Below are 13,355 nucleotides of genomic sequence, written 5' to 3' on the forward strand. Positions count from 1 at the left end.
GATACCCATGGCTATCGCAGGCAAGCCAGCGCCCACATTCTTAATGGAGGCTAGGCTCTAGTTCATCCAGTTGCCGCCATCAACGTTGTAGGTCTGGGCAACCACGTAGTCGGCGTCTTTCGACGCAAGAAAGATAGCCATCCCAGTCAAATCCTCCGCTGTGCCCATGCGCCCAAACGGCACCTCAGCCCCAACCCGCTTCTTCTTCTCCCCCGGCGGCAACCCCTCATGCTTGGCAAACAGCGCATCCACGCCATCCCAGTGCTCACCGTCCACCACGCCGGGGGCGATGGCATTGACGTTGATGCCCTGCTTGATCAGGTTCAACCCCGCCGATTGCGTGAGGCTGATCACCGCCGCCTTGGTCGCACAATAGATCGCCACCAACGGCTCACCCCGCCGCCCGGCCTGGCTGGCCATGTTGATGATCTTACCGCCGTGGCCCTGGCTGATCATCTGCCGTGCGGCAGCCTGCAGGGTAAACAGCGTGCCGGCGACGTTGATCGAGAACAGCCGGTCAAAGCTGTCGCGGGTGATGTCGACGATGGGCGCCAGGTCGAACAGTGCGGCGTTGTTGATCAAGATATCGAGCTTGCCGGCATGGGCTACCACGGCGGCAATCGCGGCGTCGATCGAGGCTTGGTCAGTGACGTCCATTGCTACCGCATAAGCCCGTGGGCCCAGCTCAGCCGCCGTGGCCTGGGCGCGTTGCAAGTTGATATCGGCGATGGCAACGGTTGCGCCTTCAGCGATGTAGGCCTGGGCAAAGGCGCGGCCGATGCCGCGCGCCGATCCGGTGATCAGCGCGCTCTTACCTTCGAGTCGTTTCATGGTGGTGTCCTGTAGAAATTATTTCGGGTAGCCGGCGCGTTTCATCTCGCGTTCGGTGGTGGACTGCGCTTGGAGCAGCGCCTGATCCACCGTCATGCCACCGGTGAGCGCCGCCGAAAACAGCTTGCCGACGGAGGTGCCGATAGCCTGAAATTCCGGGATGGTCACGTACTGGATGCCGACGTACGGCGCCGGCTTGGCCGACGGGTGCGCAGGGTCGGCGTGCTTCATCATCTCCAGCGTCACCTGGGCAAACGGCGCGGCTTTCAAGTAAGCCTCGTTGTAGGTGGACTGGCGGGTGCCTGGCGGTACGTTGGTGATGCCTTCTTTATCGGCGACCAATTGGATGTAGTCCTTGGAGGTCGCCCAGGCGATGAACGCCTTGGCGGCGTCTTTGTGCTTGGAGGTGGCGGGAATCGCCAGGGACCAGGCGTAGAGCCACGAAGAGCCTTTGTCGGTGACTTCGGTCGGGGCGGCGGCAAAGCCTACGTCGTCGGCGACTTTGCTTTGGCTCTTGTCGGTGGTGAAGGAGCCGGCGACGCTGGCGTCCACCCAGATCGCGCATTTGCCACTGTTGAACAGCGCCAGGGTCTCGTTGAAACCATTACTGGAAACGCCCGGTGGGCCGTAGTTTTTCAGGGTATTGACGTAATAGTTGGCCGCCGCCGTCCACTCGGGGCTGGTCAATTCAGGCTTCCACTGTTCGTCGAACCAGCGCGCGCCGAAGGCGTTGGCCATGGTGCTCAACAAGGCGATGTTCTCGCCCCAGCCGGCCTTGCCGCGCAGGCACATGCCGTATTGGCCTTTGTCCTTTGCGGTGAGCTTGGCGGCGAATTCGCCGAGCTGGGTCCAGGTCGGGTGCGCAGGCATGCTCAGCCCTGCTTGTTTGAACAAGTCGGTGCGGTAGTAGGTGACCGTGCTTTCGCCGTAGAACGGCAAGGCATAGAGGGTATCGTTGACCGACAGGCCCTGGCGCACCGACGGGAAGATATCGTCGGCGTCGTAGTCGGCCGGCAGTTGCGTCAGCGGCTCCAACCAGTGCTTGGCGCCCCACAAGGGGGTTTCGTAGGTGCCGATGGTCAGCACATCGAACTGCCCGCCCTGGGTGGCGATGTCGGTGGTGAGGCGCTGACGCAGCACGTTTTCTTCGAGCACCACCCAGTTGAGCTTGATGTCCGGGTGCTGCTGCTCGAATACTTTGGACAGGCGCTGCATGCGGATCATGTCGCTGTTGTTGACCGTGGCGATGGTCACGGTGTCGGCGGCGTAGCTGGGCATGGCCACGGCCAGACCAGACAGCAAGAACATTGCGTGTGGGAGCTTGAACATGGCGGTTTCCACCTGTTGTTTTTGTTGTTGAGCGCCGATTACAGCAGCTTGACCAAGCCCTCACAAACGCATGGCGAATGCACGGCTGATACTTTTTTAACCGAGGGCCGCGGATCAAAAAAGTACCAGTGCCGGGCGAAACCAGGAGTAGCGCACCGGTGACCAACCCGCGTATTTTGAGCAGATTCCACAAATAGAAGAGGCATCACCATGCCCATCAGCCGCGCCAAACTGTTCGAACACCGCCCTGCCGAACTCGAAGTCATCCTGCCCGAGCCGGATCACTGTTTCCGCTGGTTCGAACATGACTACCCGTACGACCTGGCGCGCTGGAACCACCACCCCGAGTTCGAAATCCACCTGATCCGCCAAGGCAGCGGCAAGCTGGTGGCGGGTGACTACATCGGCGCGTTCAGCGCCGGGCATGTCGCGCTGATCGGTCCGGACCTGCCCCACGACTGGATCGGCGACCTGGCCCCCGGCGAATACCTGACCGGGCGCGACGTAGTCCTGCAATTCGACGGCGCCGCCCTCCTCGCCCTGCGCAAAACCCTGCCGGAACTCGGCGACTTGCAGCCGCTGTTCGAACACGCCCGTCGCGGCCTTCAATTTCGCGGCGACACCGCCGTGCAGGCCGCGCGCTTGATGGAGGGCATCGGCAAGGCCCACGGCCTGCAACGGCTGATCCTGTTCCTGCAGCTGCTCGACACGCTGAAAAACGCCCCCGCACCGCACGTGCAAGCGCTGGCCAGCCCTTGCTACGCTCCGACACTGGACGCGCGCAGCGCCGAGCGCATCAACAAAGCCTTCGATTACCTGATGCGCGAGCTGACCGGCGACTTACGCTTGTCGGTCATCGCGCAACAGCTGGAGATGAGCGAGCCGGGCTTCTCGCGCTTCTTCAAGCGCAACACCGGCCACGGGTTTATCGACCTGATGCGCAAGTTCCGCGTGCAACGTGCCTGCCGGTTGTTGCTGCAAAGCGACATGTCGGTGGCAGATATCTGCTTTGAAGTGGGCTACGCCAACCTGTCCAACTTCAACCGGCATTTTCGCATCGAGATGAACCAGACGCCGAGCGAGTATCGGCGCGAAACGGCGATGCATTTGTTTAATCGCATCGCTGAGCAGCCATCGCCCTACACCGTCGGCCATTGAGCCAACGCGCGTTGCGCCAGGCGGGCGACTTCAAGGCCAATGGCTGCGCGCTGGCGCTCTCCATCTTCAAGGAACCACGCTGCGGACAGACCTGCATGGGCCAACACCCATTGCAGCAGGCGCGGGCGCGCGAGGTTGGCAGCCTGGGCAATCACCTCGACCTGCCGGGTGAAACGCAGCGGGTCGTGGCAGGTCGGCAAATCCGGGTTGCAGATCAGGTTGGCATAGTCGTAACCGCGCTCGCCGATGACGCGCTTTGGATCAATCGCCAGCCAGCCGCGAGCACCGAAGTCGAGAATATTGTCGTGATGGATATCACCGTGCAGCACCACGACATCCTGTGGCGCCGCCAACAGTGCACGGGCCATCGCTGCGCAGTCGCGCAACACGCCGCCGTTGTCATCAGCGGCCGTCCACAAGGACTGGAACCGGGTTTGCAGGGGCACTAACCCTGGCGGCGGCGATGGGCGTGACGCATGCAACCGGGCAACCGTGGCGCAGGCGATCTGGCTGGCTTGATCATCCTGCCCATTGAGGGCCATGCGCATCAGGGAGCCTGGGCCGATGGCCCGCTCCATCAGCAACACCGTGTCGTCATGGGCATACACCTGCGCGGCACCCTCGCCCGCCCACCAGCTCATCAGCCGGCCACCGAGTTGCTCTTCAGCGGTGTGCGCCATTTTCAACATTGCCGGCCGGCCTTGCCAACGCACGGGCAACAGGTGGCTGCCGGGCGTCACCACAGGATCGCCATCAACGGTCAGGTTCCAGGATTGCAGGTAGCGTTCGAACATTCTTGTGACTCCTCGGTTTTGCCTACAAAAATGACACCCAATCATTTTTGATCAAAAGGTCGACTAATTACGCCTTTTTCCATGTCATTCAAGCCATTGAGAAAAGTTGGTACAGCCTGTGCAAACGTTTGCGGGACGAACTTGGTAGGCAAGTTCACTGTTGCCCGAGAAATCGGGTCAAACCGCGTACGAATAGGGATTTTCCATGCACCTCACCTCAAGGCATCCTGCTTTCTTTGGTGTTTCCTTGCTACTGGCAGCCGTTACGGGAGTACTCAGCGCACCCATTTTGGCGCAGGAGAAACCCGCCGATGACTCAGCACAGGGCGAAACCCTGGCTCCCGAAGCCAGCCCGACGAAAAAAGGCGTGTATATGTCGGACTGGTTCAACCAGGACCTGACGCTGATCGGCAGTAAAGACATCAGCTTCGGCCCCAAACCGCAAGATGACGTGTACCTGGAATACGAGTACTTCGGCCGTAAAGGCCCGTTCGAGCTGTACGGCTATATCGACGTGCCGAAGATTCTCGGCATCGGTAACAGTAATGACAAGGGCGCATGGGACCATGGCTCGCCGGTATTCATGGAGCACGAGCCGCGTATCTCCATCGATTACCTGGCCGGTCGCAGCCTGGCTATCGGCCCGTTCAAGGAATGGTATGTGGCGTTTGACTGGATCTACGACCACGGCAGCAACAAATCGAACCGCGCCAACACCCTGTACAGCGGCTTGGGTACCGACATCGACACCCACTCGCGGGTCAACCTGTCGGCCAACTTCTATGGGCGCTACCAGTGGGAAAACTATGGCGCGAGCAATGAATACCAGTGGGACGGCTACCGCGCACAAATGAAGTACATCGTGCCCATCGGCAAGTTCGACAACGGTGCTTCGCTGACCTACATCGGCTTCACCAACTACGATTTCGGCTCGGACCTGCACAAGGACAACCCGGCGCGCACCGCTAATTCCGTGGTGGCCACCAACGTGCTGCTGTACTCGTTCACTCACCTGCGCTTCTCCCTGGTCGGCCGTTACTTTCATAACGGCGGCAACTGGGAAGATGGCAGCGAGCTGAATTTCGGCGAAGGCAACTTCCGCGCTCGCTCCGATGGCTGGGGCTACTACGCCGGTGTCGGCTACCAATTCTGATCAAGGAGTATTAGATGAACGTGTTTACTCGTCTCTCGCTGGCTGTCGGCGTGGCTCTGTTGCCCCACGTGGTATTGGCGGACACCGCGCCGATCAAGCCCAAAGTGATGCTGATCACCATGTTCGCCCCCGAGGCGCAAACCTGGATCGATCGCCTGGAACTCAAGCAGGAGGTGCGCGTGCCGGGCCTCTCCGCCGAATACCCAGTGATCCGCTGCAACACCCAGGACGTGTGCCTGCTGGTCACCGGCATGGGCCAGACCAACGCCGCCGCCTCGACCCTCGCCTTGGCGTTGTCGCCCAAGTTTGATTTGCGCCAGAGCTACTTTTTGATCGCCGGGATCGCTGGCATCAGCCCAAAACACGGCACCATCGGCACCGCCGCCTGGGCGCATTACTTGGTGGAATTCGGCACCCAGTGGGAAATCGATTCGCGTGATGCGCCTAAAGATTGGCCGACCGGTTACATCGGCATCAATACCAAAGGCCCCAACGAAAAACCGCCGTTGGACTACAAGACCGAAGTGTTTGAGCTCAACCCCAAGCTGCAAGCCAAGGCGTTTGCCCTGTCGCACAAGGTTGAACTGAGCGAGAGCAAGGAATCCAGCGCCTGGCGCAAACACTACCCGGCCGCCCCGGCCAACCAGCCACCGCAAGTCACCCGCTGCGACACCCTGGCGGGCAACACCTGGTTCTCCGGCACGCGCCTGAGCGAGCGCGCCGAAGTCTGGACCAAGTTACTCACCGACAACAAAGGCGAGTACTGCACCACCCAGCAGGAAGACAACTCCACCTACGAAGCCCTGCTGCGCGCCAGCCGCGAAGGCCTGGTGGATATCCAGCGCCTGGCCGTGGTGCGTGCCGGCTCGGACTTCGACCGGCCGTACCCTGGCTACAGCGAAGTGGACAACTTGCTGAAATACGCCGACCAAGGCGGGTTTGTGCCGGCGCTGGAGAACCTGTATCGCACCGGTAATCCGTTGGTTCAAGCGATTCTGAAGAACTGGTCCGCCTGGGAAAAAGGCGTTCCCGAGGCCTGATAAAAGTCAAAATGTGGGAGCGGGCTTGCCCGCGAATGCGGTATTTCAGTCAACCTTTCTGTGACTGACCCACCGCTTTCGCGAGCAAGCCCGCTCCCACAGTTTTGACCGTGTGAAAGTCGTTATGCCGCCGGATGGGCCACATTCAGAGCCTTATCCACCAACAGTTGCACCCCTTCCAGCATCCGGCAGATGCCCAGCGCGACATTACGTTGCGAGCCTTCGATTTCAAACGCCATATGGTTGGCAATCTCGCTGATGGACGCCAGGTCCTGGGACGCATTGACCAGCAAGGTTTCCGTGCCCAGATCGGCGCGCACGCTGAAGAGCCCGTCGGTCGGTTCGGGGATTGGTTTTCCAGGGTTGAGGTAGTGGTTGATCGCGCGGTAGGCCACTTCGTGCAGGGTGCTTGTATCGAAGTCTTTTTGGCCGGGGGGATTTGGGCTGTCTTTGATCATGGTGGAACTCCTGGTAGTGGAGCTGCCATCACTCGCGGTCAAACGAAGTGGGGTGGCAGCTGAACGCGGGTTGACCGACCGGAACCAGGGATCCGGCATACCCGAAGGTATCCCGCGCACAGCTGCCGCGACACGATACATCAAGCGTAGAAAAAACGCCTGATATAGGTCTTGGGTGCTGTAGCGCGCTGGTTTAGTCGGACGGTCAAATCCGGTCGCTGAATTGGCAGCGACGGCAGTGAGGTTAGTCAGCCGCCTTCCGAGCGACAACCTGAAACCCTTGTAGGAAACCTCCGAGCCAAACTCACTCCCAAAGCCCAGTGAAGATCAAACTGTGGGAGCGGGCTTGCCCGCGATGGCGGCCCATCAGGTAAAAAATTGTTGGCTGACCCACCGCTATCGCAGGCAAGCCAGCTCCCACAGTTTTGACGGTGTTAGGGCAGGAAAATGCGCTTGTCTGCACTGCCTTTGTTCACTTCCTCATACGGCGCGCCCGCTGCAATTCCAACAGGGCCAAGCCGACCACAGCGTCGTAGTAAGCGCTATCGCCGTTGTCGCCCTGATCGACCAAGGTCACGATCAGCTCACGCAACAGCCCACCGACTTCAATCATCTGCACCTGGCTGTCCAACGTCGCCGCCAAAGCCGGGCGCAGGTAGATATTGCGCATCTGCAAGTCGCAGACCACGCGAATGCCGTGCTCCACGCCCGGAGGCAGCCACACCGCGCGTTGCGGCGGTACAACCAAGGCTTCCCGAGGTGTTTCGACCCACATCACGCCGCTCATGGCGTAGAGCAACTGGCCCCAGTCGTGGCTATGGGGTTCTACGTACAACCCACGCGGGTAGGTGCGCGCCAGGGGTTGCATAGGCACGGCGTGATCACTGAGGTCGGGGGGGAGCGGCCAGGGCCATGAACAGCACATCAATCAAGGGTGAGCGGCCATGGTAATGACCGCCACCCGATAATCCGAGAGGATTTTTAGCCGTTGGCGGACTTGGCGCACTCACAGCCCGTCGCCGCTGCGCACGGCTCACCATGCGCATGGTGCTCGGCGCAGCCCTGGCAGCAATAGCCCTTACCGTCCTTCATTACCGCGTCGGCGCCGAGTACACATTTGCAGTGTGGGCAGGCACAGGTTGTATCTGGCATGGTCAGACTCCTTTTTCATGGTCGTCCAGGTGTTGCGAACGCAGCACCTTAACCAATGACTCCCGGCAAGGCGCCAAGGTTCAGCCCGTTAATCGGCCTGACGAGTATTGCTGCGGTACATGAACACCAGCGCCAGGGCCAAGCAGAGCATCGCCACGATACGGCTGCCCGACAGTTCGATGGCCGGGTTACCGAGCCAGCCGAAGTTATCGATCAGCATGCCCATGCCCAACTGCCCGACGATCACCGCGACGGTCGCCACCGCCGTACCGACGATAGGCACCGCGCCGACCATCACCATCATGTACACCACGCCGAACAGCGTCCCGGTCAGTTGCCATTTGGGCACATCCAGCAGGCTGACGGCCTGGGCGGGTTCAAAGAAGAAAATCAGCAGCGCAGTGGTGATCGCGCCCACCGCGAAGGTCAGCAAACTGCTGCGCAACACACCTACAGCCTGGCCCAAGCGACCGTTGATGGCCGCTTGCACACTCAGCACCGCGCCGGCGGCAATCACCAGCACCAATAACAGAATCAAATTCATCGCCTTACCCTCGCGCTATCAAAACAAGTGCCGCCACAATCAACGCCAGGGCTATCCAGCGCTCGCCATTGACGCGCTTGCGCGCCGTGCCGAACCAGCCAAAATGGTCGATCAACACGCTCTTGCCTACCTGGCCCGACAGAATCGCGATCATGGTCATGGCGATACCGATATGAGGCGTGGCCAAGGTCAGCACCACCACGTACATCGGCCCCAGGAACCCGCCGATCAGCTGCCAGCGCGGCAGGTCAGTCAGTGCCGGGCCCTTTTGCGGGCCGCTGAACAGCAGCAGCAAAAACAGGATCGCCGTGCCCACGCCAAAGATGCTCAAGGTCGCCCACAAGTGGCCCACCTGTACACCCAGCGGCCCGAGCAAACCGGCCTCCACCGACAGGCCCATGCCCGCCAGAATCACCAGCGGCAACAACAGTAGCCGTAGAAGGTTTTTTTTCGGCGTGGCCTGCGCCACGCCTTCGATTGAACTTGCCTGCATACATCACCTGCGCTTCAAGAACTGAACATGGCGCGCATTATCCGGTGGCCGTACTGTGCGATAAATGGGAGCATGCAGATAACACCTTTGCGCATTACGCACAGCTTGGAGACCATGATGCAGGGCTTAAATGAATTGAGTTTCAAGGCGTTGCGCCTGTTTGTCGCCGTGCTGGATCACGGCAGTTTTTCCGAAGTTGCGCGCCGCGAAAGCCTGGCGCCCTCCTCCATTTCTCGGCAGATCCAGCTGATGGAGCAGGCACTCGGCCAACAGTTGCTGTACCGCCACACCCGCGCCGTCAGCCCTACCGAAGCCGGGCGCCTGCTCGGGCATCACGCGCGCTTGATGCTGGAACAACTGGAAACAGCCGGCCAAGCCTTGCAGGAACAGGAAAGCGAACCCAGCGGCCTGGTGCGCATCAATGCGCCGATGGTGTTCGGCCAGCGCCACCTGTCACCGTGGCTGGGCGAGTTGTGTCGGCGCTACCCCAAGTTGCAACTGGATATCCAGCAAACCGACACCTACGTCGACCCGCTGCAAGACGGCACCGACCTGCTGTTTCGCATCGGCGTGCTCAACGACTCGGGCATGCAGGCGCGCATCTTCGCGCCCCAGCGTTTTCGCCTCGCCGCCAGCCCTGCCTACCTGGCCCGCCATGGCACACCGCGCCACCCCGACGAACTGGTCAACCACCAGTGCCTGGCTTACAAAGGCATCACCGGCCAGCAACGTTGGTTCTTCCGTCGCGACCAAGGCGACTGGACGCCCTACAGCGTCAAAGGCCCAATCACCGGCAACCACGCCGACACCCTCACCCACGCAGCGGAGCAAGGCCTGGGGCTGGTGGTGTTTCCCTCCTGGCTGATCGGCGAAGGCTTGCGCGCAGGCACCTTGCAGGCGGTGCTGACCGAATACGACGTGGCGACAACGCTGGAGCCGCAGCAGATTGCCGCGTTGTGGCCGGGCAGCCGACGCCTGTCGCTGAAGGTGCGCACGGTGATTGATTACTTTGTGGAGTGTTTTGGGACGGTGCCTTATTGGGACAGATGAGCGGTCTCGATCACTCTGAACAGCGGGCGTCAGGTAAAAAAGCTTACTGGGAAAAGTAGGCTTATTCTGATTTCCCAGGCCACCATTCCCGGGCACGGCGCCCTGCGCCAAACTCAGGCGACTTCCGCAAAGGAGAGACGCCATGAGCGCATCGTGCACCGCAATCACCGTTTCGTCAGGCCAGGCAAAGGCCAGCGTTTCACAGCTGGCTCATCAGTCCAGTACCGGCCAAACCATTCTTATCACCAAGAACGGATGGGCGCTTGCCCAGCGGGTGCCGGCCGGGAAACCTCACAGACGTCGAATCGGCCTTATGAGAGGGAAACTGCTGGTCCCGGACGACTTTAGTGCGCCACTACCGGACGACCCGCTGGATGCGTTTGAGGGCGCCTTTTGACCTGAACATCCGATCAGAACAACCACTGCCCAATCAACCACGCATTCGCCCCACTGATCACCGCGAACAGAAACCACGCCAAAAGCCGCGTGGGCAGACGGTTAACAAACGGCCCCATCAGTTGCTTGTCATCGGTCATGCGAATCAGCGGGTACAGCGCGAACGGCAACTGTAGGCTGAGGACCACCTGGCTGAGAATCAGCAGTTTTCCGATAGCATCGTCGCCCATCAGCCACACCCCGAGAAACGCCGGGATCAGTGCCAGGCCACGGGTGATCAGGCGTCGCTGCCAGCACGGAATACGCAGGTTGAGGTAACCCTCCATGATCACCTGCCCGGCAATGGTGCCGGTAAACGTCGAACTCTGCCCGGAAGCCAGCAAGGCGATACCGAACAGGATACTGGCGAAGGCGCCGCCCACCAGTGGGTCGAGCAGGTGGTAAGCATCCTGGATCTCGACCACGTCGGTATGGCCGGTCTTGTAGAAAGCCGCAGCGGCCAGCACCAGGATCGCAGCGTTGACCAGCAAGGCCAGGGCCAGGGAGCCGATGGTGTCGATACGCGCCAGCTTGACCGCGTCCTGTTTACTGGCGAGGTCTTTGCCAATCAGGCGGGTTTGCACAATGGAGCTGTGCAGGTAGAGGTTATGCGGCATCACCGTGGCACCGAGTATGCCGATGGCCAGGTACATCGGCGCAGCATCGCTGATGGCCGACAGTGACGGGGTGAAACCACGGAGCACGTCCGGCCAATAAGGCTTGATCAGCACCAGTTCGATAAAGAAGCACACGCCGATGGTTGCGACCAGCGCCAGCATGATCGCCTCGAGACGCCGGAAGCCGCGGTTTTGCAGGGCCAGGATCAACAGTGTGTCGAACGCGGTAATGACAATGCCGGTGGTCAGCGACACGCCCAGCAACAGGTGAAACGCCAGGGCGCAACCGAGCACTTCGGCAAGGTCGGTGGCGATGATCGAGATCTCGGCCAGCAGCCACTGCGTACGCGCCGAGCGTTTGCTGTAGCGCTCGCGGCACAGCTGCGCCAGGTCTTTACCGGTGGCGATGCCCAACCGCGAACACAAGCATTGCACCGCCATGCCTGCCAGGCTGGCCAGCAGTACCACGAATAACAGGCTGTAGCCGTAGCGTGAACCGGCCTCGATGGCTGTCGCCCAGTTGCCGGGGTCCATGTAGCCGATAGAGATCAGCAGGCCGGGGCCGGCGAACATCAGTGCTCGTTTGAAAAACGAAGCCTTGGGGTCAACGACAACGGAGCCGGCCACTTCCGGCGGGCAGAACGGGGCGGTAGCGATTTTCGGCAGGCTGAATTTCACGCGGTATCCCAGGCAAACACACAAGTCAGAACGCAGCTTATCAGTCCGACGCGACCGTGCGCATCACCGTCTCCCGGGGCAGGCCAAACGTGTCCACGACCTGCACCACCAGGTCCAGCTCCTGGTTCAGCGCCTCGCGCTCCATGCGCTGGCGAATCATGCCGATCATCAACACCGATAAGGTGGTAATCGAATACGCCGGGCCGGAAAACGCGCGCACGCCGGTGACCAGCAACATCGCCGCCGCCAATGCCTGGCCCACCACTGGAATCGCCGTGGCGGCGCCGCGCCGCACGATAAACCCGGTTAACCCCGCCAACGCCGTGCCGCTCAAGGCGGTGGTGGCCGAGCGGCCGACGTCGAAGCGGTTGAACAAGCCCTGCTCTTTTTGCGCGGCGGCCTTGAGTTCGGCGTCGAAGGCCTGCCGGTCGGCGCGACTGAGTTTGTCCTTGTACTGCTCGATCAATTTTTCTGCGACCTGGGCCTCGATGTCCGCCAGTGCAACGGTTTCCACCGGTTCATCAAACTTGATGCCCAGCCGCTGCGCCACGCCTTCGGCGATCTTGCGATAACTCACGCCATGGCCACGGGCAAGGTTCATGATGCTGTCACCGCCCATGCGCTGCAGCTCGATGGCCAGTTTCAGCGGTTCGCGCACAGTGGCATCAATCGAAGCACTGCGCTTTTGCGCCATCAACTCGGCCAGGAACTTCAGCTCGTCCGGCCGCGCCTGCACCAATGCGGGGAACAGTTCCACGTCCTCTTCGGCAAAGCGCACTTCACTGCTGCGCTGATCGGCGCGAATCATGCCGCGCCGTTCCTGCAACAGGTCGGTGTATTGCACCACCGTCTTCAACTGCGGCCAATAGGCACCATGGTCGAACGTGGCCAGGTGCACATTGGTGACCTTGGCCTTGAGCGCCGGCGTGACCTCAATCGCATAGCGGCCAATACACCGCTCGGTGTCCGGTTTCATCGCCAGCGCCCAGTCTTTACTGGAATGACAGTTAATCACCCGCCCCTTGAGCGGCGCCGACACTTCATCCCACGGGCTGGACGTACAGATCGCCCCGCCCATCAGCAACACGTTGTTCAACGGCAGTTCGCGCGCCACCTCGGGGCTGGCCAGCACACTCTTGACCAGGATGCGTGCGCCGAGGGAATGGCCGATCAGGTTGATGCGCCGCACCTTCAGCGATTCGGCGTGCAGGTAGCTGGCCAGCTCAGGCAATAACGTTTTAGCGACTTCATCGACCCGCGCCTCGACACTTTTGTAATGGTCGAGAAAATACGCAATCGCTTTGCCCACGCCCACCGTCGCCGCGCCCAGGCCGCCGCCACCGAGCATCGAGGTGATGACATCCTTGAACGGCGCAAACAGGTTTTCCAGAAAGTGCCCCGCCGGCCAGAACAGCATCAGGTTGGTCGAGCCTTCGATGCTCGCCAACTGCTGCTTGAAATTGCCCAGTTGCTGGCGATTGAAGAAGGCCGAGTATCCGTGAACGTAGAGATTGAGCACATCCCCTTGGGGCTCGCCGCACAATACAAACGTGGGCTTGCGGGTGCGGTGCATTTCATCCCACTGGTGTTGCATGGGCCGGTGACTCCTGGTGACGATGGACG

At 60.9% G+C, this 13,355-nt stretch carries 14 protein-coding genes and 1 pseudogene; 5 read left to right on the plus strand and 10 right to left on the minus strand.

Features of this window, described 5'->3' with window-relative positions:
• Nucleotides 1–57: 57 nt before the first annotated feature.
• Both K0P33_RS18510 and K0P33_RS18515 read right to left on the minus strand, forming a co-directional pair.
• Entirely contained in the window at nt 58–831 is a 774-nt protein-coding gene (locus tag K0P33_RS18510; RefSeq protein WP_242150372.1) for an L-iditol 2-dehydrogenase, read from the minus strand.
• Between the two features lie 18 nt (nt 832–849).
• Complete coding sequence (locus tag K0P33_RS18515; protein WP_242150375.1) at nt 850–2,160, minus strand: sugar ABC transporter substrate-binding protein; 1,311 nt, start codon at nt 2,158–2,160, stop codon at nt 850–852.
• 210 nt (nt 2,161–2,370) lie between these two features.
• Here K0P33_RS18515 and K0P33_RS18520 point away from each other — a divergent pair, with 210 nt between their 5' ends.
• On the plus strand, nt 2,371–3,318 hold the full coding sequence (locus K0P33_RS18520; RefSeq protein ID WP_242150378.1) for an AraC family transcriptional regulator: 948 nt from the start codon (nt 2,371–2,373) through the stop codon (nt 3,316–3,318).
• Here the strand turns inward: K0P33_RS18520 and K0P33_RS18525 are convergent.
• On the minus strand, nt 3,300–4,112 hold the full coding sequence (locus K0P33_RS18525; RefSeq protein ID WP_242150380.1) for an aminoglycoside phosphotransferase family protein: 813 nt from the start codon (nt 4,110–4,112) through the stop codon (nt 3,300–3,302). The two genes, K0P33_RS18520 and K0P33_RS18525, sit on opposite strands and share 19 nt — an antisense overlap.
• 205 nt (nt 4,113–4,317) lie before the next feature.
• On the opposite strand from K0P33_RS18525, the gene K0P33_RS18530 reads away from it, so the two are divergent.
• Nucleotides 4,318–5,265: a nucleoside-specific channel-forming protein Tsx gene (locus K0P33_RS18530; RefSeq protein WP_094953781.1), complete on the plus strand. Its 948-nt coding sequence runs from the start codon at nt 4,318–4,320 to the stop codon at nt 5,263–5,265.
• Nucleotides 5,266–5,279: 14 nt separating this feature from the next.
• The gene (locus K0P33_RS18535) at nt 5,280–6,305 is read left to right on the plus strand and encodes a purine nucleoside permease (RefSeq protein ID WP_094953782.1); all 1,026 of its coding nucleotides are present in this window, start codon (nt 5,280–5,282) and stop codon (nt 6,303–6,305) included.
• A 122-nt stretch (nt 6,306–6,427) separates the two neighbouring features.
• Here the strand turns inward: K0P33_RS18535 and K0P33_RS18540 are convergent, their stop codons facing one another.
• From K0P33_RS18540 to K0P33_RS18560, 5 genes and pseudogenes are all read right to left on the minus strand, one after another.
• Nucleotides 6,428–6,763, minus strand: a complete 336-nt coding sequence (locus tag K0P33_RS18540) for a hypothetical protein (protein ID WP_094953783.1) — start codon at nt 6,761–6,763, stop codon at nt 6,428–6,430.
• 484 nt (nt 6,764–7,247) lie between these two features.
• Nucleotides 7,248–7,677 (minus strand): annotated as a pseudogene (locus tag K0P33_RS18545) (AraC family ligand binding domain-containing protein); the annotation flags it as partial.
• Nucleotides 7,678–7,744: 67 nt separating this feature from the next.
• Nucleotides 7,745–7,915, minus strand: a complete 171-nt coding sequence (locus K0P33_RS18550; RefSeq protein WP_094952965.1) for a metallothionein — start codon at nt 7,913–7,915, stop codon at nt 7,745–7,747.
• Between the two features lie 88 nt (nt 7,916–8,003).
• Nucleotides 8,004–8,459, minus strand: a complete 456-nt coding sequence (locus K0P33_RS18555; RefSeq protein ID WP_242150383.1) for a DMT family transporter — start codon at nt 8,457–8,459, stop codon at nt 8,004–8,006.
• A 4-nt stretch (nt 8,460–8,463) separates the two neighbouring features.
• On the minus strand, nt 8,464–8,952 hold the full coding sequence (locus K0P33_RS18560) for a DMT family transporter (protein ID WP_094952967.1): 489 nt from the start codon (nt 8,950–8,952) through the stop codon (nt 8,464–8,466).
• A 117-nt stretch (nt 8,953–9,069) separates the two neighbouring features.
• Between K0P33_RS18560 and K0P33_RS18565 the strand changes: the two genes are divergently transcribed.
• Nucleotides 9,070–10,002 carry a LysR family transcriptional regulator gene (locus K0P33_RS18565; RefSeq protein WP_242156079.1) on the plus strand — a complete coding sequence of 311 codons (933 nt, stop codon included), beginning with the start codon at nt 9,070–9,072 and terminating at the stop codon, nt 10,000–10,002.
• A 142-nt stretch (nt 10,003–10,144) separates the two neighbouring features.
• Complete coding sequence (locus K0P33_RS18570; protein WP_094952969.1) at nt 10,145–10,399, plus strand: type II toxin-antitoxin system prevent-host-death family antitoxin; 255 nt, start codon at nt 10,145–10,147, stop codon at nt 10,397–10,399.
• Between the two features lie 13 nt (nt 10,400–10,412).
• On the opposite strand, the gene K0P33_RS18575 is transcribed toward K0P33_RS18570, so the two are convergent.
• Complete coding sequence (locus tag K0P33_RS18575; RefSeq protein WP_242150386.1) at nt 10,413–11,732, minus strand: Nramp family divalent metal transporter; 1,320 nt, start codon at nt 11,730–11,732, stop codon at nt 10,413–10,415.
• Nucleotides 11,733–11,772: 40 nt separating this feature from the next.
• The gene (locus K0P33_RS18580) at nt 11,773–13,326 is read right to left on the minus strand and encodes a DUF726 domain-containing protein (protein WP_094952971.1); all 1,554 of its coding nucleotides are present in this window, start codon (nt 13,324–13,326) and stop codon (nt 11,773–11,775) included.
• Between the last annotated feature and the right edge of the window lie 29 nt (nt 13,327–13,355).

The organism is Pseudomonas sp. ArH3a (assembly GCF_022648765.1).
Taxonomy (GTDB): domain Bacteria; phylum Pseudomonadota; class Gammaproteobacteria; order Pseudomonadales; family Pseudomonadaceae; genus Aquipseudomonas.

Coding starts and splice junctions, on each gene's coding strand:
- K0P33_RS18510 (WP_242150372.1), bottom strand. CDS start 831: ATGAAACGACTCGAAGGTAAGAGCGCGCTGATCACCGGATCGGCGCGC.
- K0P33_RS18515 (WP_242150375.1), bottom strand. CDS start 2,160: ATGTTCAAGCTCCCACACGCAATGTTCTTGCTGTCTGGTCTGGCCGTG.
- K0P33_RS18520 (WP_242150378.1), top strand. CDS start 2,371: ATGCCCATCAGCCGCGCCAAACTGTTCGAACACCGCCCTGCCGAACTC.
- K0P33_RS18525 (WP_242150380.1), bottom strand. CDS start 4,112: ATGTTCGAACGCTACCTGCAATCCTGGAACCTGACCGTTGATGGCGAT.
- K0P33_RS18530 (WP_094953781.1), top strand. CDS start 4,318: ATGCACCTCACCTCAAGGCATCCTGCTTTCTTTGGTGTTTCCTTGCTA.
- K0P33_RS18535 (WP_094953782.1), top strand. CDS start 5,280: ATGAACGTGTTTACTCGTCTCTCGCTGGCTGTCGGCGTGGCTCTGTTG.
- K0P33_RS18540 (WP_094953783.1), bottom strand. CDS start 6,763: ATGATCAAAGACAGCCCAAATCCCCCCGGCCAAAAAGACTTCGATACA.
- K0P33_RS18550 (WP_094952965.1), bottom strand. CDS start 7,915: ATGCCAGATACAACCTGTGCCTGCCCACACTGCAAATGTGTACTCGGC.
- K0P33_RS18555 (WP_242150383.1), bottom strand. CDS start 8,459: ATGAATTTGATTCTGTTATTGGTGCTGGTGATTGCCGCCGGCGCGGTG.
- K0P33_RS18560 (WP_094952967.1), bottom strand. CDS start 8,952: ATGCAGGCAAGTTCAATCGAAGGCGTGGCGCAGGCCACGCCGAAAAAA.
- K0P33_RS18565 (WP_242156079.1), top strand. CDS start 9,070: ATGCAGGGCTTAAATGAATTGAGTTTCAAGGCGTTGCGCCTGTTTGTC.
- K0P33_RS18570 (WP_094952969.1), top strand. CDS start 10,145: ATGAGCGCATCGTGCACCGCAATCACCGTTTCGTCAGGCCAGGCAAAG.
- K0P33_RS18580 (WP_094952971.1), bottom strand. CDS start 13,326: ATGCAACACCAGTGGGATGAAATGCACCGCACCCGCAAGCCCACGTTT.